This window comes from Variovorax sp. V93 (assembly GCF_041154485.1).
GTDB lineage: Bacteria > Pseudomonadota > Gammaproteobacteria > Burkholderiales > Burkholderiaceae_C > Variovorax > Variovorax beijingensis_A.
This window is the reverse complement of record NZ_AP028669.1, coordinates 3,032,500-3,054,118: the sequence shown is the minus strand read 5'-3', so window position 1 is coordinate 3,054,118 and position 21,619 is coordinate 3,032,500. Positions and strand designations below refer to the sequence as shown.

Sequence of the window (21,619 nt, the reverse complement as noted above, 5' to 3'; positions counted from 1 at the left end):
TGAACAGAGCGGCCGTCAGTCCAGGCCGAAGTGCGCGCGCAGCGCCGCGCAGAAATCTTGCGTGCCGCTGAGCGAGAAGGTCACCGTGTCCAGCTCCGGCGCTTCGCGGGCCTGCTGCAGGTCGAAGTCCCAGGCTGCCCCGTCGTCGAGCGCGCCGCGCGCGTCGGGAAAGGTGGCATCGGCCCAGGCCAGCACCTGGGCGATTTCGGCAAGCACTTCGTGTGTTCTTGCAGGCACGGTCGAGGCCATGGCATCGAAGGTGCCGTGGCCCTCGGTGTCTTCGCTGTAGTCGAAATCCAGGTAGCGCAGTTCGGTCATGGTGTTGTCGATGCCTTGGCGGCGGCCAGTCCGCTCAGGACCGCGCCCTCGAGTGTCGCAGGGTAGGGGCCTTCGGTGTAGTCGCCGCAGGCTTGCAGGCCGGGCGCGATGCGCATCGGCGGCCGTGCGAGCGCGGGCACGCAGGCGAAGGTGGCGCGTTTTTCGACCACGGTCTGCACGATGTGCAGCGCCGTCTGGCCGAGCTGCGTGGCGGCTTGCGCAAGCGCCTGCTGCTCCAGCGTTTCGCGCGGCGTCTCGTTCGCGCTCACCACCAGGGCCAGCACGCCTTCCGGCCCGCCGAGCTGGCCGCGATCGAACACGAATTGCGCCGGTGCAGTGGCGGGATGGCTGCGCAGCGCCAGCATCGGCTGCGCAAGCGGCGAGGCGCCGCGCACGTAGATGGTGGCAATGGCCTCGAAGCGCAAGGCCTCGGTGGTTTCGCACCAGCGCTGCGCCGCCGCGCCGGACGCGCGCACGAGCCGCGCCGCGTCCCAGGGCGCGCACGCCAGAACGACGTGGTCGAAGCATTCGCCGTCAACCCGCCATGCCGCGCCTTCGGGCGAGATGGCATGCACGCGCGTGCCGATGCGCAGCGTCGTGCCGTGTTGCGCGAGCCACGCCAGGGCCGCGTCGGGAAAGAGCGCGCCCAGGTCGACGCGCGGCAGCAGCAGGTCGGCGCCGCCGCTGCCGCTGAAGAGGGCGTCGTGCAGCACCCGCAGGAACACCTCGCCGCTCGACTGATCGATCGGCGTGTTGAGCGCGGACACGCACAGCGGCTCGATCAGCTCTTCCATCACGCGCGGCGTGAGGCCGGTGCAGAGCGCGGCCACGGTGGTGCCGGCGGCGCAGCGGAATCCGGCGAGGCGCCATTGCACGGCGGTGCGCAGCAGCGCGGACTTGTCCCGCCATGACCAGCCGCGCGCCGTGAAGATGCCCGCCAGCAGGTCGAGCGGCGCGGGCAGCCGCGGCAGCTTCAGGCCGCCGCCATCGGCAAAGCGCAGCGAGAGCGGCAGCCGCAGCAGCGCCCGGTCGGCATCGATGCCCACTTCGCGCATCAGCTTCAGCGTCGCGGCGTAGGCGCCGATCAGGATGTGCTGCCCGTTGTCGAGCACCAGCCCGTGCATGTGGTCGACGCGCCGCGCGCGGCCGCCCGCCATGTGCGCCGCTTCATGAAGCGTCACGGCATGGCCGAGGCGCGTGGCTTCGACGGCGCAGGCGAGGCCGGCCCAGCCGGCGCCGACGATGGCTGTTCTCAAATGCGCCCCAACGCTTGGACCTTCCATGCGAGCCAGAACTTGCGCACCGGCGTCAGGCTCACGCGCTGGTTCAGCACCTGGAAGTCGTCGCGCTCGATCTCGCGCAGCAGCGTGCGGTAGATGCTGGCCATCATGAGGCCGGGCTTCTGTGTGCGGCGGTCCGCGGCGGGCAGCAGGGCGAGGGCTTCGTCGTACGCCGCATGCGCGCGCTCGGCCTGGAACTTCATGAGCGCCACGAAGCGCTCCGAATGCACGCGGTTGAGAATCTCGTGCGCCTTGACGTCGAATTTCTGCAGCTCGTTCACGGGCAGGTAGATGCGGCCGCGCAGGGCGTCCTCGCCCACGTCGCGGATGATGTTGGTGAGCTGCAGCGCCAGGCCGAGCTTGTGCGCATAGGCGGTGGTCTGCGGATCGGTCTGGCCGAAGATGCGCGCCGCGACTTCGCCCACCACGCCGGCCACCAGGTGGCAGTAGCGCGCGAGGCCGGGAAAGTCGAGGTAGCGGGTCTGCTCGAGGTCCATCTGGCAGCCGTCGATGACCTCGTTGAGCTGGGCGGGCTCGATGCCGTAGGCGGCGGCATGCGGCACCAGCGCCTGCATCACGGGATGGCGCGGCGGGCCCGCAAAGGATTGCGCCACCTCGGTGCGCCACCAGGCCAGCTTGGTCGCGGCCACGCCGGGGTCGCTGACCTCGTCGACCACGTCGTCGATCTCGCGGCAGAAGGCATAGAAGGCCGTGATCGCGGCGCGCCGCGGCTTGGGAAGGAACAGAAACGCGTAATAGAAACTGCTGCCCGAGGCGGCGGCCTTGTCTTGTACGTATTGCTCGGGAGTCATCGGAGGGGCGCTTTCATGGGCCGCAATTGTCTCCGCATCCGCAGTGCCCGCCAGGCCAGCAGCGGCGCATCGGCCTTGCCGATTTTCGGGCGCTGCGAAAAGGTGTCGAAGCCCAGGTCCTCGATCTTGTCGAGAATGCGCAGGCCGCCCTGCACGACGAAGCGCAGCTCCCAGCCGGCGCGGCCCGGCAGGCGATGGACCAGCGGTGCGCCCTGCATCATCAGCTCCCGCGCCCAGGCGCTTTCGACGGCAATCAGGTTGATGGCTTCCTGCGGGGGCGGCGCCTCGGCCAGCGGCATGAAGACCTTGAAGCTCTCGCGCGCCAGGCCGCGCCGGGCGCAGTCGGCGAGCGGCGGATAGAAGCGGCCGCGCGGCAGGTCCACGCTCGGGTCCTGCCAGAAATTGATGAGTTGCAGCGCGCTGCAGATGGCGTCGCTTTGCGCCAGCGCCTGCGGGTCGTTCACGCCGTACAGATGCAGCAGCAGGCGGCCGACCGGGTTGGCAGAGCGGCGGCAGTAGTCGAGCAGTTCGGCGCGGTCGGCATAGCTTGCGCCGTCGCGGGTCTTCTCGATGTCCTGCATGAAGGCGCTCAGCAGGTCGGCGAGCAGTTCTTCGGGGAGCTTGAACTGCGCGATGCTGTGGGCGAGTGGGCCGAACACCTGCGGCCAGCGCGAGGAGGGCGTCGCCTGGCCGCGCGCAGCCGCCGCCAGTTCTTCGCGGTAGGCGCGAAGATCCGCCAGCCGCTCGCCGGGCGAGGCATCGCCCTCGTCCGCGATGTCGTCCGCGGTTCGAGCGAAATGGTAGATCGCGGCAATCGGCGCGCGCAGATGCGGCGGGCACAGCCAGGAGGCCACGGGGAAGTTCTCGTAATGCGCCGGCGGCGCGGCAATGTTGGGTGGTGCAGGCACGCCGCGATTGTCCGCGACACGCGGCGCGGACTATGCTCGCGGCGTTGCCTCCACCCCATTTCCCCATTTCTTCATGAATCCACCGACGAAGGCTCCCGCCGCCCCGATTCCAACGACAGGCGAGGCGCCCCATGCGGCCGGACCGGGCCTGATGATTGCCGCGCTGGGGGTGGTGTTCGGCGACATCGGCACATCGCCGCTCTACGCCTTCAAGGAAACGCTGAACCCCGAGCACGGCGTGGCGTTCACGCCCGATGCGGTGCTGGGGCTGCTCTCGCTGATCTTCTGGGGCCTGATGTTCGTGGTCACGCTCAAGTACGTGGTGTTCGTGCTGCGCGCCGACCACGACGGCGAGGGCGGCATTCTTGCGCTGCAGGCGCTTGCGCGCAATGCGGCTGGGGGCCCGCAGACGCGGCCCTGGGTGTGGAACGCCATCGGGGTGCTCGGCCTGGTCGGCGCGGCCATGTTCTATGGCGACAGCCTCATCACGCCGGCCATCTCGGTGCTGTCGGCCGTCGAGGGGCTGGAGGTGCAGGCGCCGGTGCTGCAGCGGGTGGTGATCCCGATCACCATCCTGATCCTGCTCGGGCTCTTCGCGGTGCAGCGCAAGGGCACCGGTGCCGTGGGCAAGGTGTTCGGGCCGGTCATGCTGCTGTGGTTCCTGGTGCTGGCCGTCGCGGGCGGCTGGCAGGTGCTGCAGCATCCGCAGGTGCTGGCGGCGCTCGATCCGCGCCGGGCCATCGGCTTCCTGGTCGAGCACCGGCTGCAGTCGCTGGCGGTGCTGGGCGCGGTGTTTCTTGCCTTTACCGGCGGCGAGGCGCTGTATGCCGACATGGGGCACTTCGGCGCGCGCTCGATCCGGCTTGCCTGGCTCTTCATCGCGCTGCCCGGGCTGGTGCTGAACTACTTCGGGCAGGGCGCGCTGGTGCTGGCGGAGCCTGCGGCCGTCGACAACCCCTTCTTCCGGCTCTTTCCTTCGTGGGGCGTCGTGCCGATGGTGGCGCTGGCCGCGATGGCGACCGTCATCGCGTCGCAGGCCGTGATCTCCGGTGCCTTTTCCCTTACCGTCCACGCCATGCGCATGGGCTACCTGCCGCGCATGCGCGTGGTGCAGACCTCGGGCTCGGCCATCGGCCAGGTCTACGTGCCGGTGGTCAACTGGCTGCTGATGACGGGTGTGCTGCTGCTGGTGCTGGGCTTTCGCAGTTCGGGCGCGCTGTCGGCGGCCTACGGCATCGCGGTGTCGATCACGATGGTGGCCACCACGCTGCTGGCGGGCGTCGTGGCCTGGGGGCTGTGGCGCTGGAACAGGGTGGCGGTGGTGCTCGGGGTGGCAGCTTTCGCTGCGGTGGACCTGACCTTCGTGGTGGCCAACAGCCTCAAGGTCGCCGAAGGCGGCTGGCTTACGCTGGCCGTGGCCGCGGGCGTGATGCTGCTGTTCACCACCTGGGCCAAGGGCCGCCGGCTGGGCCTGGAGGCGGCCGCGGCCGAAAGCATGCCGCTGAAGTCCTTCGTCGAATCGCTGGCGCTCAACATGCCGCACCGCGTGCGCGGCACGGCCGTGTTCCTGAACGCCGATGCCACCGCCGTGCCCCATGCGCTGCTTCACAACCTCAAGCACAACCAGGTGCTGCACGAGCAGGTGATCGTGCTGCGGGTGCTGGCCTGCGACACGCCCCGCGTGGACGCGCGCCAGCGCATCGAGGCCGAGCAGCTGATGGATGGCATCTGGGTGGTCACGGCGCGCCACGGCTTCATGGAGCGGCCCGACGTGCCCGAATTCATCCGCATCCTCGCCTACCAGAAGACGCTGGCCATCGATTCGATGACCACTTCCTACTTCGTCTCGCGCGCCTCGGTGGGGGAGGAGAACCTGCCCGGCATGAACCCGGTGCGGCGCGCGCTCTTCGGCTGGCTGCAGCGCAACGCGGGCCGCGCGTCCGATTATTTCGAGCTGCCGGACAACCGGCTGGTCGAAATGGGGCAGAGGACCTGACGACCCCCGAATCGCGATTGACAGCCCCTGAGGTTTACCCTAAATTACTAACCAATGGGTCAGTAATGACCGGGTTCGACCTTTCTAGGGTGTCTCATGACTGCCTCTTCCGGCTTTTCTCCTCTTGCCCGCGGTGCCGCCTGGCTGCTGCTTCCCGCCTTGTTCCTGGCCGGCTGTTCGCAGTCGAAGCCGGCCGAGGAACCTGTGCGCGCGGTCAAGCTGGTGACCGTGGGCACCAGCGATTTCGAGGCCCAGCCCGAGTTCTCGGCCGAAGTCCGGGCGCGCGTCGAATCGCGGCTGGGCTTCCGCGTGGCGGGCAAGATCACCAGGCGCCAGGCCGAGCTCGGCCAGCACGTGCAGGCCGGCCAGGTGCTGGCCCAGCTCGATCCGCAGGACTACCGGCTGGCCGCTGAAGCGGCGCGCGCGCAGCTGGCGGCGGCCCAGACCAACCGCGATCTCGCGGCGGCCGATCTCAAGCGCTATACCGAATTGCGTGCGCAGAACTTCATCAGCGGGGCCGAGCTGGAACGCCGCGAATCCACCTGGAAGGCCGCGCAGGCGCAGCTCGAGCAGGCGCAGGCCCAGCTTTCCTCGCAGGGCAACCAGGCCAGCTACACCACGCTGGTGGCCGACGTGGCCGGCATCATCACCGCGATCGAGGCCGAGCCCGGGCAGGTGGTGCAGGCGGGCACGCCCGTCGTGCGCATTGCGCAGGACGGCGCGCGCGACGTGGTGTTCGCAGTGCCCGAAGACCGCGCCGCGCTGATCAAGCCCGGCTCGCCGGTCACGGTGCGCGGCTGGTCGGGCGGCAGCGAGCTGCAGGGCCAGGTGCGCGAGGTGGCGGCCAGCGCGGACGCGGTCACGCGCACCTACGCGGTCAAGGTGGCGATCGACGCGGCCACGTCGCCGGCGCTCGGCGCCACCGTGTACGCCCGCCCGCAGGCGCTGGCACGCACCGGCGGCGCGGTCATGAAGCTGCCGACCAGCGCATTGCGCCAGGAAGGCAAGGGCACCTCGGTCTGGGTGCTCGACAAGCCGACCATGACGGTGCGATCGCAGCCCGTGCAGGTGGTCACGGCCGACGGCAACGAGGCCGTGATCGGCGCCGGGCTCACGCCCGGCATGATGGTCGTGGCCGCGGGCGTGCACGTGCTCTCGCCGGGGCAGAAGGTCACCATCTACCAGTCGAAGGAGGCTGCAGCGGCAGCCGCCAACGCGAAGGAATCGGCGCAGCCGGTCGAGGCCGTGGCGGCCACGAAGAAGGAGATCGCTGCAGGTGCTTCCAAATGACGGAAGGCGCAGCAACCACCGCCACCAAGCCCGCCGGCTTCAATCTTTCCAAATGGGCGCTGGACCACGCGCCCCTCACGCGCTACCTGATGGTGGTGCTGATGGTGCTGGGCGCCTTCGCGTACTTCCAGCTCGGCCAGGACGAAGACCCGCCGTTCACCTTCCGGGCCATGGTGGTTCGCACCTACTGGCCCGGCGCCACCGCGCAGCAGGTGGCCGAGCAGGTCACCGACAAGCTCGAGCGCACGCTGCAGGAGGCGCCGTATGCCGACAAGATCCGCAGCTATTCGAAGCCGGGCGAGTCGCAGATCATCTTCCAGATCAAGGACTCGTCCAAGGCCGCCGACGTGGCCAACGTCTGGTACACGGTGCGCAAGAAGGTCGGCGACATGCGCAACACGCTGCCGCCGGGCGTGCAGGGGCCGTTCTTCAATGACGATTTCGGCGACGTCTATGGCGTGATCTACGCGCTGGAGAGCGAAGGCTTCAGCCCAGCCGAACTCAAGACGCTGGCCGACGAGGTGCGCCAGCAGCTGCTGCGCGTGAAGGACGTGGCCAAGGTCGACCAGTTCGGCGTGCAGGACCAGAAGGTCTACATCGAGATCTCGCAGAAGCGCGTCGCGCAGCTGGGGCTGGACTTCAACGCGGTGCTGGCCCAGCTCGGCTCGCAGAACGCGATCGAGAGCGCGGGCACGATCCAGTCGCCGCTCGACGTGGTGCAGGTGCGCGTGGGCGGTCAGTTCACCAGCGTCGAGCAATTGCGCGAGATGCCGATCCGCGGCAGCTCGGGCAACCAGCTCAGGCTCGGCGACATCGCCGAGATCCACCGCGGCTACATCGATCCGCCGGCCGTGAAGGTGCACCACCAGGGCAAGGAGGTTGTGGCGCTCGGCGTTTCCATGGCCAAGGGCGGCGACATCATCGCGCTGGGCAAGGCGCTGCGCGCCACCACCGCGCAGATCGACCAGCGCCTGCCGGCCGGCGTGAAGCTTGCGCAGGTGCAGGACCAGCCGGTGTCGGTGTCCAGCTCGGTCAATGAATTCGTCGGCGTGCTGATCGAGGCCGTGGCCATCGTGCTGGCCGTGAGCATCATCTCGCTGGGCCTGCACAAGGGCGGGCGCTTCGGCTGGTACATCGACATCCGCCCGGGGCTGGTGGTGGCCATCACGATCCCGCTGGTGCTGGCCGTGACCTTCCTGTCCATGAACTACTTCGGCATCGGGCTGCACAAGATATCGCTGGGGTCGCTCATCATCGCGCTCGGCCTGCTGGTGGACGACGCCATCATCGCGGTCGAGATGATGGTGCGAAAGATGGAGGAGGGCTACGACAAGGTGCGCGCCGCCACCTTCGCCTACGACGTGACGGCCAAGCCGATGCTGACCGGCACGCTCATCACCGCCGCGGGCTTCCTGCCGATCGGCATCGCCAAGTCGGTCACGGGCGAATACACCTTCGCGATCTTCGCGGTGACGGTGATTGCGCTGGTGCTGTCGTGGATCGTCTCCGTGTACTTCGTGCCCTACCTGGGCACGCTGCTGCTCAAGGTGAAGCCGCACGACCCCGATGCACCGCCGCACGAACTGTTCGACACGCCGTTCTACAACAACTTCCGCCGCGCCGTGAACTGGTGCGTGCAGCACCGCTGGCTGACCATCGGCGCCACGGTGCTGATCTTCGCGCTCGGCATCGTGGGCATGGGCAAGGTGCAGCAGCAGTTCTTCCCGGATTCGAGCCGGCCGGAGATCATGGTGGACATCTGGTTCCCCGAAGGCACCTCGTTCGCGGCCAACGAAGAGGTCGCCAAGCGCGTCGAGCAGCGCATCATGAAGGAAGAGGGCGTGAAGACGGTCAGCACCTGGATCGGCTCCGGCGTGCCGCGCTTCTACCTGCCGCTGGACCAGGTCTTTCCGCAGACCAACGTCTCGCAGCTCATCGTGCTGGCCAAGGACCTGAAGGTGCGGGAGACCTTGCGCATCAAGCTGCCGGCGCTGCTGGCGCAGGAATTCCCGGAGGTGCGCGGCCGCGTCAAGCTGCTGCCCAACGGGCCGCCGGTGCCGTACCCGGTGCAGTTCCGCGTGATCGGCACCGACCCCGCCCAGCTGCGCGCGCATGCCGACGAGGTCAAGGCCGTGCTGCGCGAGAACGCCAACATGCGCGGCGTGAACGACAACTGGAACGAATCGGTCAAGGTGATCCGGCTCGAGGTCGACCAGGCCAAGGCGCGCGCGCTCGGCGTCACCAGCCAGGCGATCGCCCAGGCGTCCAAGACGATGTTCTCCGGCACCACCGTGGGCCAGTACCGCGAGAACGACCTGCTGATCGACATCGTGCTGCGCCAGTCGGCCGACGAGCGCGAGGCCATCTCGGACATCGGCAATGCCTACCTGCCCACGACCTCGGGCCGCTCCATCCCGCTGACGCAGATTGCCCGGCCGGTGTTCAGCTGGGAGCCCGGCGTGATGTGGCGCGAGAACCGCGACTACGCCATCACGGTGCAGGGCGACGTGGTCGAAGGCCTGCAGGGCGCCACGGTGACCGAGCAGCTGCTGCCGAAGCTGCGCCAGCTCGAGGCCGGCTGGCACGCGGCCGGCGAGGGCGGCTACCGCATCGAGGTGGCCGGCGCGGTCGAGGAAAGCAGCAAGGGCTCGGCGTCCATCGTGGCGGGCGTGCCGATCATGCTGTTCCTGGTGTTCACGCTGCTGATGCTGCAGCTGCACAGCTTCAGCCGCTCGCTGCTGGTGTTCATCACCGGCCCGATGGGCATTGCCGGCGTGGCCGGTGCGCTGCTGCTGCTGAACCGGCCGTTCGGCTTCGTGGCGCTCCTGGGCGTGATCGCGCTGATGGGCATGATCCAGCGCAATGCGGTGATCCTGATCGACCAGATCGAGAGCGACCGCGAGGCCGGCGTGCCGGCCTGGGACGCGATCGTGGAATCGGCCGTGCGGCGCCTGCGGCCGATCGTGCTGACGGCCGCGGCGGCGGTGCTGGCGATGATTCCGCTCTCCCGCAGCGTGTTCTGGGGGCCGATGGCCGTGGCCATCATGGGCGGGCTGATCGTGGCCACCGTGTTGACCCTGCTGGCGCTGCCGGCAATGTACGCCGCTGCCTTCCGCGTCAAGCGGGAGCCGAAAGAGCTCCCGATTAGCGCTTAAAATACGCGGTTGACCGATTTCAGGCGGACGGTCTTTGGGCTTTGGGTGTCCGGCAATCGGATGCCCGCGGCACCAGGGCCGTCCGCCTTTGCATTCACCTGAAAAATTTGGCAAGCGCGGGTGGCGAAATTGGTAGACGCACCAGGTTTAGGTCCTGACGTTCGCAAGAACGTGCCGGTTCGAGTCCGGCCCCGCGCACCAGCCACACCCCTCACAAGGAAGACACCATGACCGTGACCGTTGAAACTCTCGAGAAGCTCGAACGCAAGATCACGCTGACCCTGCCGGTCGGCACCATCCAGTCCGAAGTCGATTCGCGCCTCAAGAAGCTCGCGCGCACCGTCAAGATGGATGGCTTCCGTCCCGGCAAGGTGCCGATGAACGTCGTGGCCCAGCGCTACGGCTACTCGGTGCACTACGAGGTCATGAACGACAAGGTCGGCGAAGCCTTCTCGCAGGCCGCCAACGAAGCCAAGCTGCGCGTGGCCGGCCAGCCCCGCATCACCGAGAAGGAAGAGTCGCCCGAAGGCCAGCTCGCCTTCGACGCGGTCTTCGAAGTGTTCCCTGAAGTCAAGATCAACGACCTGTCGAACGCCGAGGTCGAGAAGCTCTCGGCCGAAGTGGGCGACGAGGCCATCGACAAGACGCTGGACATCCTGCGCAAGCAGCGCCGCACCTTCGCCCAGCGCGCGCAGGATGCCGTGGCCCAGGACGACGACCGCGTGACGGTCGATTTCGAAGGCAAGATCGACGGCGAGCCCTTCCCGGGCGGCAAGGCCGAAGACTTCCAGTTCATCGTCGGCGAAGGCCAGATGCTCAAGGAATTCGAAGACGCCGTGCGCGGCATGAAGGCCGGCGACAGCCGCACCTTCCCGCTGTCGTTCCCGGCCGACTACCACGGCAAGGACGTGGCCGGCAAGCAGGCCGACTTCATGGTCACCGTGAAGAAGATCGAAGCCTCGCACCTGCCCGAAGTCAACGAACAGCTCGCCAAGTCGCTCGGCATTGCCGAAGCCACGGTCGAGGGCCTGCGCGCCGACATCAAGAAGAACCTCGAGCGCGAAGTGAAGTTCCGCCTGCTGGCGCGCAACAAGAACGCCGTGATGGACGCCCTGGTGGCCAACGCCGAACTCGATCTGCCCAACGCGAGCGTGCAGTCCGAAGTCAACCGCATGGTCGAAGGCGCCCGCGCCGAGCTCAAGCAGCGCGGCATCAAGGACGCTGACAAGGCGCCGATTCCCGACGAAGTGTTCCGTCCCCAGGCCGAGCGCCGCGTGCGCCTGGGCCTCGTGGTGGCCGAGCTGGTGCGCGCCAACAACCTGCAGGCCAAGCCCGAGCAGATCAAGGCCCACATCGACGAGCTGGCCGCCAGCTACGAGAAGCCGCAAGACGTCGTGCGCTGGTACTTCAGCGACAACAACCGCCTGGCCGAAGTCGAAGCCGTGGTCATCGAGAACAACGTGACCGATTTCGTGCTCTCCAAGGCCAAGGTCAAGGAAAAGTCGGTGTCGTTCGACGAGCTGATGGCGCAACAAGGCTGATCCGCCGCCGCCTGCATGCCAATGGGGCTTGTGCTTTGCGGCACGAGCCCCATTTCACTCAGGCGTACAGTAAATTCGAACAGCGAACGAACCCTTTTCCGGAGAGCAATTCAATGAGCGCACAGGAAATCAAAGGCCTCGGCATGATCCCGATGGTCATCGAGCAGTCGGGCCGCGGCGAGCGGTCCTACGACATCTATTCGCGTCTCCTCAAGGAGCGCATCATTTTCCTGGTGGGCGAGGTGAACGACCAGACCGCCAACCTCGTGGTGGCGCAGCTGCTGTTCCTCGAGAGCGAAAACCCGGACAAGGACATTTCGTTCTACATCAACTCCCCGGGCGGCAGCGTGAGCGCCGGCATGGCCATCTACGACACCATGCAGTTCATCAAGCCCGACGTTTCCACCATGTGCATCGGCTTTGCGGCCAGCATGGGCGCCTTCCTGCTGGCGGCCGGTGAAAAGGGCAAGCGCTTCTCGCTGCCCAATTCGAAGATCATGATCCACCAGGTGCTCGGCGGCGCGCGCGGCCAGGCCACGGACATCGAGATCCATGCCCGCGACATCCTGCGCACCAAGGACCAGATGAACCGCATCCTGGCCGAACGCACGGGCCAGCCGCTCGAAAAAGTCAAGTCGGACACCGAACGCGACTATTTCCTCACGGCCGACGAAGCCAAGGACTACGGCCTGGTGGACCAGGTCATTGCGAAGCGCAGCTGAGGCAATTGAGCCCGTGCCGCGGCGCCGGCGGCGCCAAAAAGGCAAAAACCGGCGTTTTCCACACGGGAAACGCCGTTTTTGTTTAGTTATCATTGTCCCCACCCCTTTACGAGGCACCTGTCCATGGCCGAAAAAAAAGGCTCCTCCAGCGAAAAAACGCTTTATTGCTCGTTCTGCGGCAAGAGCCAGCATGAGGTCAAGAAGCTGATCGCGGGCCCTTCGGTCTTCATTTGCGACGAGTGCATCGACCTTTGCAACGAAATCATCCGCGACGAGCTCCCGGCCGGTGAAGAGGCGCGCGAGGCGCGCAGCGACCTGCCCACGCCGCTGGAAATCAAGACCAACCTCGACAACTACGTGATCGGCCAGGAGCCGGCCAAGCGCATGCTGTCGGTGGCGGTCTACAACCACTACAAGCGCCTGCGCCACAAGGAAAAGGCCAAGGGCGACGACGTCGAACTCAGCAAGAGCAACATCCTCCTGATCGGCCCCACGGGCTCGGGCAAGACGCTGCTCGCGCAAACGCTCGCGCGCATGCTCGACGTGCCCTTCGTGATGGCCGACGCCACCACGCTGACCGAAGCCGGCTACGTGGGCGAGGACGTCGAGAACATCATCCAGAAGCTGCTGCAGAGCTGCAACTACGAAGTCGAGCGCGCCCAGCGCGGCATCGTCTACATCGACGAAATCGACAAGATCTCGCGCAAGTCCGACAACCCGTCCATCACGCGCGACGTGTCGGGCGAGGGCGTGCAGCAGGCGCTGCTCAAGCTCATCGAAGGCACCATGGCCAGCGTGCCGCCCCAGGGCGGGCGCAAGCACCCGAACCAGGACTTCCTGCAGATCGACACGACCAACATCCTGTTCATCTGCGGCGGCGCCTTTGCCGGCCTCGAGAAGGTCATCGAGAACCGCACCGAAGCCTCGGGCATCGGCTTCGGCGCCTCGGTCAAGAGCAAGGCGCAGCGCAGCATCACCGAGGTGTTCCGCGAAGTCGAGCCCGAAGACCTGATCAAGTTCGGCCTGATCCCCGAACTCGTGGGCCGCATGCCCGTGGTGGCCTCGCTGGCCGAACTCAGCGAAGACGCGCTGGTGCAGATCCTGACCGAGCCCAAGAACGCGGTGGTCAAGCAGTTCACCAAGCTGCTGCAGATGGAAGGCGTCGACCTCGAGATCCGCCCCGCGGCGCTCAAGGCCATCGCGCGCAAGGCGCTGGCCCGCAAGACGGGCGCGCGGGGCCTGCGTTCGATCCTCGAACAGTCGCTGATCGACACCATGTTCGAGCTGCCGAATGCCACCAACGTCGACAAGGTTGTGGTCGAGGAATCCACAATCGACGAAAACAAGCCGCCGCTGCTCGTGTACCGCGAAGCGGCCAAGAAGGCCTGAGTGAACGCGGCGCCGGCACTTTCCAGCAAGGCGTCCGGCGCCTTCGACAAAGACCGGGTGCATGGGCTTGAAATGCCCGAACACCCATCCATCTTTGCCTGATCAATCAAAGGATATTCATGTCCGGTCATACCCCCCTGCCTGCCGACGCGATCGACCTGCCGCTGCTGCCGCTGCGCGACGTGGTCGTGTTCCCTCACATGGTGATCCCTCTGTTCGTGGGTCGCCCCAAGAGCATCAAGGCGCTCGAACTGGCCATGGAGGCCGAGCGCCGCATCATGCTGGTGGCCCAGAAGGCCGCCGCCAAGGACGAGCCCTCGGTCGAGGACATGTTCGAGGTGGGCTGCGTCTCGACCATCCTGCAGATGCTCAAGCTGCCTGATGGCACCGTGAAGGTGCTGGTCGAGGGCCAGCAGCGCGCCCGCGTGAACCGCATCGACGACGGCGAGACCCACTTCTCGGCCAACGTGACGCCCGTCGAGGCGGCCGCGAGCGGCGAGAAAGGCACCGAGGTCGAGGCGCTGCGCCGCGCCGTGATGCAGCAGTTCGACCAGTACGTCAAGCTCAACAAGAAGATCCCGCCCGAGATCCTCACGTCGATCTCCAGCATCGACGATCCGGGCCGCCTGGCCGACACCATCGCCGCGCACCTGCCGCTCAAGCTCGACAACAAGCAGGCCGTGCTCGACCTGGACGACGTCAAGTCGCGCCTGGAGAACCTCTTTGGCCAGCTCGAGCGCGAGGTCGACATCCTCAACGTCGACAAGAAGATCCGCGGCCGCGTAAAGCGCCAGATGGAAAAGAACCAGCGCGACTTCTACCTCAACGAGCAGGTCAAGGCGATCCAGAAGGAGCTCGGCGAGGGCGAAGAGGGCGCCGACATCGAGGAGATCGAGAAGAAGATCAAGCTCGCCAAGATGCCCAAGGAAGCGCTCAAGAAGGCCGAGGGCGAGCTCAAGAAGCTCAAGCTGATGTCGCCCATGTCGGCCGAAGCCACCGTGGTGCGCAACTACATCGACGTGCTGGTCGGCCTGCCCTGGAGCAAGAAGACCAAGATCAAGCACGACCTGGCCAATGCCGAGGCGGTGCTCAATGCCGACCACTACGGCCTGGAGAAGGTCAAGGACCGCATCCTCGAATATCTCGCGGTGCAGCAGCGCGTCGACAAGGTCAAGGCGCCGATCCTGTGCCTCGTGGGGCCGCCCGGCGTGGGCAAGACCTCCCTCGGGCAGTCGATCGCCAAGGCGACCGGCCGCAAGTACACCCGCATGGCGCTCGGCGGCATGCGCGACGAGGCCGAGATCCGCGGCCACCGCCGCACCTACATCGGCGCGCTGCCGGGCAAGGTGCTGCAGGGGCTGAGCAAGATCGGCACGCGCAATCCGCTGTTCCTGCTCGACGAGATCGACAAGCTGGGCACCGACTTCCGCGGCGATCCTTCGAGCGCGCTGCTCGAGGTGCTCGACCCCGAGCAGAACCACACCTTCGGCGACCACTACGTCGAGGTCGACTTCGACCTCTCCGACGTGATGTTCGTCGCCACCTCGAACTCGATGAACATCCCGCCGGCGCTGCTCGACCGGATGGAAGTCATCCGCCTCTCGGGCTACACCGAGGACGAGAAGACCAACATCGCGATCAAGTACCTGCTGCCCAAGCAGATGAAGAACAACGGCGTCAAGGAAGACGAACTGCTCGTCACCGAAGAGGCCGTGCGCGACATCGTGCGCTACTACACGCGCGAAGCCGGCGTGCGTTCGCTCGAGCGCGAGCTTTCCAAGATCTGCCGCAAGGTGGTCAAGGGCCTGCTGCTCAAGCAGATGACGCCCAAGGTCACGGTGGATGGCGCCAACCTCAACGACTTCCTGGGCGTGCGCAAGTACAGCTTCGGCCTGGCCGAGAAGCAGAACCAGGTGGGCCAGGTGGTCGGCCTGGCCTGGACCGAGGTGGGCGGCGACCTGCTCACCATCGAAGCGGTGACCATGCCCGGCAAGGGCGTGATCAGCCGCACCGGTTCGCTCGGCGATGTCATGAAGGAATCGGTCGAGGCCGCACGCACCGTGGTGCGCAGCCGCTCGCGCCGCCTGGGCATCAAGGACGAGGTGTTCGAGAAGCGCGACATCCACATCCACGTGCCCGATGGCGCAACGCCCAAGGACGGGCCGAGCGCGGGTGCTGCAATGACCACGGCCTTCGTGTCGGCGCTCACGGGCATTCCCGTGCGTGCAGACGTTGCCATGACCGGCGAGATCACGCTGCGCGGCGAGGTCACGGCCATCGGCGGCCTGAAGGAAAAGCTGCTGGCCGCGTTGCGCGGCGGCATCAAGACCGTGCTGATTCCCGAAGAGAATGCGAAAGACCTGCAGGACATTCCCGAGAACGTGAAGAACGGCCTCGAGATCGTGCCCGTGAAGTGGATCGACAAGGTCCTGGAGATCGCGCTCGAGAAGATGCCCGAGCCGCTGTCGGACGAGGAGGTTGCCGCCTCCGCGGCTGCCGTGGCCGAACTGGCCAAGCAGCGCGCGGGCACGCCGGCTTCAGAGGGCTCCGTCAAACATTGATCGACAGAACTTGCCGAGCCCCGAAAAAGTGTTCTATAATTCGAGGCTCGAAACGCGGGAATAGCTCAGTTGGTAGAGCGCAACCTTGCCAAGGTTGAGGTCGAGAGTTCGAGACTCTTTTCCCGCTCCAGTTTTGAAAAAGGGAAGCACTGCTTCCCTTTTTTTCGCGAATTCAATTTCGTTTTCAGCAGCGTGGCGCGATAGCAAAGCGGTTATGCAACGGATTGCAAATCCGTCTAGCCCGGTTCGACTCCGGGTCGCGCCTCCACCCTCTCCCTCTGATCAAGTTCGATCCGCCCTCCATCGAAAAAACCAGCCCCGCCAACCTGCGTTGCCGGGGCCCGTTTCGTTTGGGTTATCGTCGATGTTCAACCCGAGGCCCGGATGGTGAAATTGGTAGACACATCGGACTTAAAATCCGCCGCTTCCTTAATCGGGGCATACGGGTTCGATCCCCGTTCCGGGCACCACATTTAGACAAGGGAGCACTCCATGCCTCGTTACAACGCTCCATTTGAAATCCATGTGCACGGCGACGTGCCTTTGCGCTCCGACGTCGGCTTCGACCAGATCCAGGAAGCGCTCAAGCCGCTGTGGGCTTATGCGGGTGCCAAGTCGCTGGCCGACGGCGCGACGAGCACCTACGAAGAAGAACCCGGCATCCGCTTCGAGCAGAAGGACCACATGCTCCAGATCTGCTGGACGGTGCCGGGCGACGAAGACTTTCGCCAGGCGCTCGACGAGATGTGCATGGCCCTGAACGAGCTGTCCGAGCGCGGCGCCGCCATCGAGGTCACCTTCTATGACACCGACTTCGACGAGGAAGAGGGCGATCCCGACGAAGAATCGCGCGACGACTTCCTGATGCTGTTCGTCGGCCCCAATCCGGCCGCGATCATGCAAGTGCAGCGCGACCTGCTGGTGGAAGACGTCGTCAACCTGATGGAGCGCCACTTCGATGGCGCCGAGCTCGGTGGCGTCGTGTCCGAGATCGACCGCCTGTTCAGCGACCGCTTCGATGCGCTCGTGAATTCGCTCGAAATCGGCAAGCGGCCGCGCGGCACCGGCGGCAGTGGCAGCGGCAGCGGCGGTGGGCATGGGGGCGGCCGCCGCCCGCGCCACCTGCACTGATCCGATCGGGCCGAGGCTGCGCCTGGCGCCCGGTTGATCATCCGTCGCCGCATGGCGCTGTTTCCGTCATCTGCCCTGAATGCCGGCGTGCGCAAGCGCGAGGTGTTCGGCTGGGCGATGTACGACTTTGCCAATTCGGGCTACACCACGGTCGTCATCACGGCCGTGTTTGCGGCCTATTTCGTGGGCGGCATCGCCAAGGGAGCGCCATGGGCCGCCTTCGCCTGGACTGCGGCGCTCAGCGCGTCCTACGCCGTCGTCATGCTGTCGATGCCCGCGATCGGCGCCTGGGCCGACCGGCGCGCCGCCAAGAAGCGCGTGCTCGCCGTGGCGACGCTGGGCTGCGTACTTGCCACGGCCGCGCTCGCATCCACGCCGAGATTTGCCGGGCCCATGGGCGTTGCGGTTGCGATGGCGCTGATCATCGTCTCCAACACCTTCTATTCGTATGGCGAGTCGCTGACCGGTGCCTTCCTGCCTGAACTCGCGACCGCCGAGGGCATGGGCAAGGTCAGCGGATGGGGCTGGAGTTTCGGCTACGTCGGCGGCATGCTGGCGCTCGGGCTGTGCCTGGCCTACGTGCTGTCGGCCCAGGCGAAAGGGCTGCCTGCGTCGCACTTCGTTCCGGTCACGATGCTGATCACGGCGGCCATCTACGGTGCTGCCGCCTGCGCCACCTTTGCGCTCCTGCCCGAGCGTGCGCAGCCCCGCACGGCCGGCAGTTCGGCGGGCGCGTGGCAGCAATTGCGCGCCACCTTCAGGCAGGCCCGCGCCTACCGCGATTTCATGCAGCTGCTGGTCTGCACCGTCTGCTACCAGGGCGGCGTGGCGGTGGCCATCACGCTCGCGGCCATCTATGCCGAGCAGGTCATCGGCTTCGTGGCGAGCGAGACCATGGTGCTGATCTTCGTGCTCAACATTGCGGCCGCCGTCGGCGCCTTCGGCTTCGGCTACGTGCAGGACCGCGTCGGCCACAAGATTTCGCTGGCCGGCACGCTGGTGGCATGGATCGCGGTCTGCGTGATTGCCGCGATGGCGACCACCAAGGGCACCTTCTGGTGGGCCGCCGCCATTGCGGGGCTCGCGATGGGCTCGAGCCAGTCGGCCGGCCGCGCGATGACGGGCTACCTCGCGCCGCCGCGGCAGCTTGCGGAGTTCTTCGGGCTCTGGACCTTTGCGACGCGGCTCGCAGGCATCATCGGTCCGCTGATGTTCGGCGCCATCACCTGGGCCGCGGGCGGCAACCAGCGCATCGCGATTCTCTCGACCGCAGCGCTGTTCGTTGCAGGGCTGCTGCTGTTGCTGCCGATCGACATGGCGCGTGGCAGGGCGGCCGCGCTGCGCAGCGCCTGAACCGGACGGCTCAGGGCATCTGCTGCCGCAGCGACTTGGGCACGCGGTAGCGCTCGCCGTCGTAGCGCAGCGTCACCGTATTGAAGTGCGCGGGCATGGCCTTTTCGGTGCAGCCCTGGTCCTCCTGCATCTGTGCGCGGCTCTGCACCAGCGTGCGCGACAGCTGCAGGTCGGCATAGCCGTTGCTCGCCGACTTGCCGACCGACAGCATCGTGCGAAGCTGTTCGAAGCGGCCGGTGCAGCTGCTGTCCCATTCGCCGCTGTCGTGGTCGAGTTCGATCTCCTGCAGCACCTGGCGCAGCTTGCTGCCGTGGTGCACATAGAGGCGGATGGTTTCGCTTGCCGCCTTGCTGCCCGGCGCCGTGCCCCTGTAGCGCACGCGCAGCCCGAAGGCGCGCGTGTCGGACGACAGCACATAACGCGAGGTGTCGATGCGGATGTCCTGGATGGCGGTGGCGGCGTCTTCGTCGAGCGCCTCGGGCTGCAAGATGCGGCCGATCACCGTGTCGCGCTCGGTGTTGCCGTTGTCGGGCCGCTGGATCAGCAGCAGCTCCAGGTCGAAGACCTTGGCGCCCGTGCTGCTGGTTTCGCGCGGCACCGGCAGCACCACGATGCTGCGGCCCGGAAAGGCCGGCCAGAGCTTGCAGGCGGCCAGCCGCTCGTCGAGCGGGCGGTTCGGATGGAGCTTGGCATGCATGCGCTCGGCAAGGCCGCTCTCGCAGGCCGCATGGCCGAGGCTCGCTGCCGAGAGGCCAAGCAGCAACAGGGCGCAGCGCAAAGGACGAAGACGCATGTTGTTGTCGGGTCGGCTTCAGGCGGCCGGAGCAGCTTGGGGCTGTTGCAGCCAGTGCGCGGCGGCGGCTTCGAGCACGGCCGCATCGCCGCTGCCTTGCAGGACCAGTCCGCCTTCACCGCTTGGCGCGAGGCGGCCGAGCGAAGCCAGCACGCGCCGGGTCTGCTGCGCGACCGGCGCGCCGGTGTCGATGAAACGCAGCGCGGGCGGCGCATGGCGCTGGAGTTCACTCTTCACGAGCGGGTAGTGCGTGCAGCCGAGCACCACGGTATCGACCTGGCCGGGTGCGTCGCCCAAAGGACCGGCTTCGGCCATGTAGCGGGCGCAGAGTTGCGTGATGGCGGCGGTGTCGAAGCCCTCGATCGCCTTCACGAGTCCGTCGCATGGCACGGGACGGACATCGGCCGCCCCTCCGAAAGAGTCGCGCAGGGCCGCGTATTTGGCACTCGCCAGTGTCCCGCGCGTGGCCATCACCGCGATGTGGCCGGTGCGGCTGGTCGCCACCGCGGGCTTGAGCGCAGGCTCCAGGCCCACGATGGGCAGCGCCGGATGCTCGGCGCGCAGCAGGTGGATCGCCGCCGTGGTGGCCGTGTTGCAGGCCACCACCAGCGCCTTGATGCCGTGCTCGGCCATCAGTTGTTCGGCCACCTTGCGCGAGCGCTCGATCACGTAGCCGTCGCCGCGCTCGCCGTAGGGCGCGAAGGCGGTGTCGGCAAAGTACACGAAGCGCTCGTGCGGCAGCTCGGCGCGCAGCGCGGCCAGCACGCTGAGCCCGCCGACGCCGCTGTCGAAGACGCCGACCGGGTTGCTCAAGCCTCTTCCATCATGATGGTCTTGAACTCGCCGCTCGCAATGCGCTTCTGCCACTCGGCCGGGCCGGTGATGTGCGCGCTGGTGCCGCCGGCATCGACCGCCACCGTCACGGGCATGTCGACCACGTCGAATTCATAGATGGCTTCCATGCCGAGGTCCTCGAAGCCCACCACCTTGGCGGTCTTGATGGCCTTGCTCACGAGGTAGGCGGCGCCGCCCACGGCCATGAGGTAGGCGCTCTTGTGCTTCTTGATCGCCTCGATGGCGACGGGGCCGCGCTCGGCCTTGCCGATCATCGCGATCAGGCCGGTCTGGGCCAGCATCATCTCGGTGAAACCGTCCATGCGCGTGGCGGTGGTGGGGCCGGCGGGGCCCACGGCTTCGTCGCCGACCGGATCGACCGGGCCGACGTAGTAGATGACGCGGTTGGTGAAGTCCACCGGCAGCTTCTCGCCCTTGGCCAGCATGCCCTGGATGCGCTTGTGCGCGGCGTCGCGGCCGGTGAGCATCTTGCCGTTGAGCAGCAGGGTGTCGCCGGGCTTCCAGCTCGCCACTTCGGCGGGCGTGAGCTTGTCGAGGTCGACGCGCTTGCTCTTCTTCTCGTCGGGCGCCCAGTTCACGTCGGGCCACAAATCGAGCGAGGGCGGGTCGAGGTAGACCGCGCCGCTGCCGTCCATCACGAAGTGCGCATGCCGCGTGGCCGCGCAGTTGGGGATCATCGCCACGGGCTTGCTGGCCGCGTGCGTGGGGTACATCTTGATCTTGATGTCGAGCACGGTGGCCAGGCCGCCCAGGCCCTGCGCGCCGATGCCCAGCGCATTGACCTTCTCGTACAGCTCGATGCGCAGTGCCTCGACCTTGCTGAGCTCGGCGCCCGAGGCCTTCTTGGCCAGCAGCTCGTGCATGTCGAGGTCGTCCATCAGGCTTTCCTTGGCCATCAGCGCGGCCTTCTCGGCCGTGCCGCCGATGCCGATGCCCAGCATGCCCGGCGGGCACCAGCCGGCGCCCATGGTCGGCACGGTCTTGAGCACCCAGTCGACCACGCTGTCGCCGGGGTTCAGCATGACCAGCTTGCTCTTGTTCTCGCTGCCGCCACCCTTGGCCGCCACCGTCACTTCGACGGTGTTGCCGGGAACGATCTCGGTGAAGATCACCGCGGGCGTGTTGTCCTTGGTGTTCTTGCGGTCGAACTGGGGGTCGGCCACGACCGAGGCGCGCAGCGTGTTGTCGGGGTGGTTGTAGCCGCGGCGCACGCCTTCGTTGATGGCGTCGTCCAGCGAGCCGGTGAAGCCGCCCCAGCGCACGTCCATGCCGACCTTGAGGAACACGTTGACGATGCCGGTGTCCTGGCAGATCGGGCGGTGGCCCGTGGCGCTCATCTTGCTGTTGGTCAGGATCTGCGCGATGGCGTCCTTGGCGGCGGGGCTCTGCTCGCGCTCGTAGGCGCGGGCCAGGTGGGCGATGTAGTCGGCGGGATGGTAGTAGCTGATGTACTGCAGCGCGGCGCTGATCGATTCGATCAGGTCGGCCTGCTGGATCGTGGTCGTCATGGTGGGG

16 protein-coding genes and 4 tRNA genes are annotated in these 21,619 nt (G+C 66.9%); 13 read left to right on the top strand and 7 right to left on the bottom strand.

Going from position 1 to position 21,619, the window contains the following annotated elements; translation table 11 throughout:
* Positions 1-15: 15 nt before the first annotated feature.
* The 4 genes from ACAM54_RS14545 to hpnC are packed head-to-tail and all read right to left on the bottom strand — an operon-like array spanning position 16 to position 3,318.
* Positions 16-318, bottom strand: coding sequence for a hypothetical protein (locus ACAM54_RS14545; protein WP_369648009.1), 303 nt, complete (start codon positions 316-318; stop codon positions 16-18).
* Positions 315-1,574: a hydroxysqualene dehydroxylase HpnE gene (hpnE, locus tag ACAM54_RS14540; protein WP_369648008.1), complete on the bottom strand. Its 1,260-nt coding sequence runs from the start codon at positions 1,572-1,574 to the stop codon at positions 315-317. The genes ACAM54_RS14545 and hpnE overlap by 4 nt, the downstream gene beginning before the upstream one ends.
* Positions 1,571-2,410, bottom strand: a complete 840-nt coding sequence (gene hpnD / locus ACAM54_RS14535) for a presqualene diphosphate synthase HpnD (protein ID WP_369648007.1) — start codon at positions 2,408-2,410, stop codon at positions 1,571-1,573. Before hpnD ends, hpnE begins: the two co-directional genes overlap by 4 nt.
* Positions 2,407-3,318 carry a squalene synthase HpnC gene (gene hpnC, locus ACAM54_RS14530; protein ID WP_369648006.1) on the bottom strand — a complete coding sequence of 304 codons (912 nt, stop codon included), beginning with the start codon at positions 3,316-3,318 and terminating at the stop codon, positions 2,407-2,409. The genes hpnD and hpnC overlap by 4 nt, the downstream gene beginning before the upstream one ends.
* 151 nt (positions 3,319-3,469) lie before the next feature.
* Between hpnC and ACAM54_RS14525 the strand changes: the two genes are divergently transcribed.
* The 13 genes from ACAM54_RS14525 to ACAM54_RS14465 all read left to right on the top strand — a co-directional run bounded on the left by ACAM54_RS14525 (position 3,470) and on the right by ACAM54_RS14465 (position 18,456).
* Complete coding sequence (locus ACAM54_RS14525) at positions 3,470-5,314, top strand: potassium transporter Kup (protein ID WP_369650980.1); 1,845 nt, start codon at positions 3,470-3,472, stop codon at positions 5,312-5,314.
* Positions 5,315-5,410: 96 nt separating this feature from the next.
* Positions 5,411-6,604: an efflux RND transporter periplasmic adaptor subunit gene (locus ACAM54_RS14520; protein ID WP_145745171.1), complete on the top strand. Its 1,194-nt coding sequence runs from the start codon at positions 5,411-5,413 to the stop codon at positions 6,602-6,604.
* Entirely contained in the window at positions 6,601-9,759 is a 3,159-nt protein-coding gene (locus tag ACAM54_RS14515) for an efflux RND transporter permease subunit (RefSeq protein ID WP_145745172.1), read from the top strand. Before ACAM54_RS14520 ends, ACAM54_RS14515 begins: the two co-directional genes overlap by 4 nt.
* Positions 9,760-9,873: 114 nt before the next feature.
* Positions 9,874-9,960: transfer RNA gene (locus ACAM54_RS14510), tRNA-Leu, on the top strand.
* A 26-nt stretch (positions 9,961-9,986) separates the two neighbouring features.
* Positions 9,987-11,300, top strand: a complete 1,314-nt coding sequence (gene tig, locus ACAM54_RS14505) for a trigger factor (protein ID WP_369648005.1) — start codon at positions 9,987-9,989, stop codon at positions 11,298-11,300.
* Positions 11,301-11,413: 113 nt separating this feature from the next.
* Positions 11,414-12,022, top strand: a complete 609-nt coding sequence (gene clpP, locus ACAM54_RS14500; protein ID WP_012747620.1) for an ATP-dependent Clp endopeptidase proteolytic subunit ClpP — start codon at positions 11,414-11,416, stop codon at positions 12,020-12,022.
* A 123-nt stretch (positions 12,023-12,145) separates the two neighbouring features.
* Positions 12,146-13,411 (top strand): ATP-dependent Clp protease ATP-binding subunit ClpX, encoded by a 1,266-nt coding sequence (gene clpX / locus ACAM54_RS14495; RefSeq protein ID WP_012747621.1) that lies wholly within the window; start codon positions 12,146-12,148, stop codon positions 13,409-13,411.
* 119 nt (positions 13,412-13,530) lie between these two features.
* Positions 13,531-15,972: an endopeptidase La gene (gene lon / locus ACAM54_RS14490; protein WP_369648004.1), complete on the top strand. Its 2,442-nt coding sequence runs from the start codon at positions 13,531-13,533 to the stop codon at positions 15,970-15,972.
* Between the two features lie 54 nt (positions 15,973-16,026).
* Positions 16,027-16,102: transfer RNA gene (locus tag ACAM54_RS14485), tRNA-Gly, on the top strand.
* Between the two features lie 64 nt (positions 16,103-16,166).
* Positions 16,167-16,240: transfer RNA gene (locus ACAM54_RS14480), tRNA-Cys, on the top strand.
* 110 nt (positions 16,241-16,350) lie between these two features.
* Positions 16,351-16,442: transfer RNA gene (locus ACAM54_RS14475), tRNA-Leu, on the top strand.
* 22 nt (positions 16,443-16,464) lie between these two features.
* Entirely contained in the window at positions 16,465-17,103 is a 639-nt protein-coding gene (locus tag ACAM54_RS14470) for a DUF6806 family protein (RefSeq protein ID WP_369648003.1), read from the top strand.
* Positions 17,104-17,154: 51 nt separating this feature from the next.
* Positions 17,155-18,456, top strand: coding sequence for an MFS transporter (locus ACAM54_RS14465; RefSeq protein ID WP_145745239.1), 1,302 nt, complete (start codon positions 17,155-17,157; stop codon positions 18,454-18,456).
* A gap of 10 nt (positions 18,457-18,466) precedes the next feature.
* Here the strand turns inward: ACAM54_RS14465 and ACAM54_RS14460 are convergent, their stop codons facing one another.
* The 3 genes from ACAM54_RS14460 to ACAM54_RS14450 are packed head-to-tail and all read right to left on the bottom strand — an operon-like array spanning position 18,467 to position 21,612.
* A complete protein-coding gene (locus ACAM54_RS14460; RefSeq protein ID WP_369648002.1) occupies positions 18,467-19,249 on the bottom strand; it encodes a hypothetical protein in 783 nt (260 codons plus the stop codon).
* Between the two features lie 18 nt (positions 19,250-19,267).
* Positions 19,268-20,062 carry a glutamate racemase gene (gene murI / locus ACAM54_RS14455; RefSeq protein ID WP_369648001.1) on the bottom strand — a complete coding sequence of 265 codons (795 nt, stop codon included), beginning with the start codon at positions 20,060-20,062 and terminating at the stop codon, positions 19,268-19,270.
* A complete protein-coding gene (locus tag ACAM54_RS14450) occupies positions 20,059-21,612 on the bottom strand; it encodes a fumarate hydratase (protein ID WP_369648000.1) in 1,554 nt (517 codons plus the stop codon). Before ACAM54_RS14450 ends, murI begins: the two co-directional genes overlap by 4 nt.
* Positions 21,613-21,619: the final 7 nt, after the last annotated feature.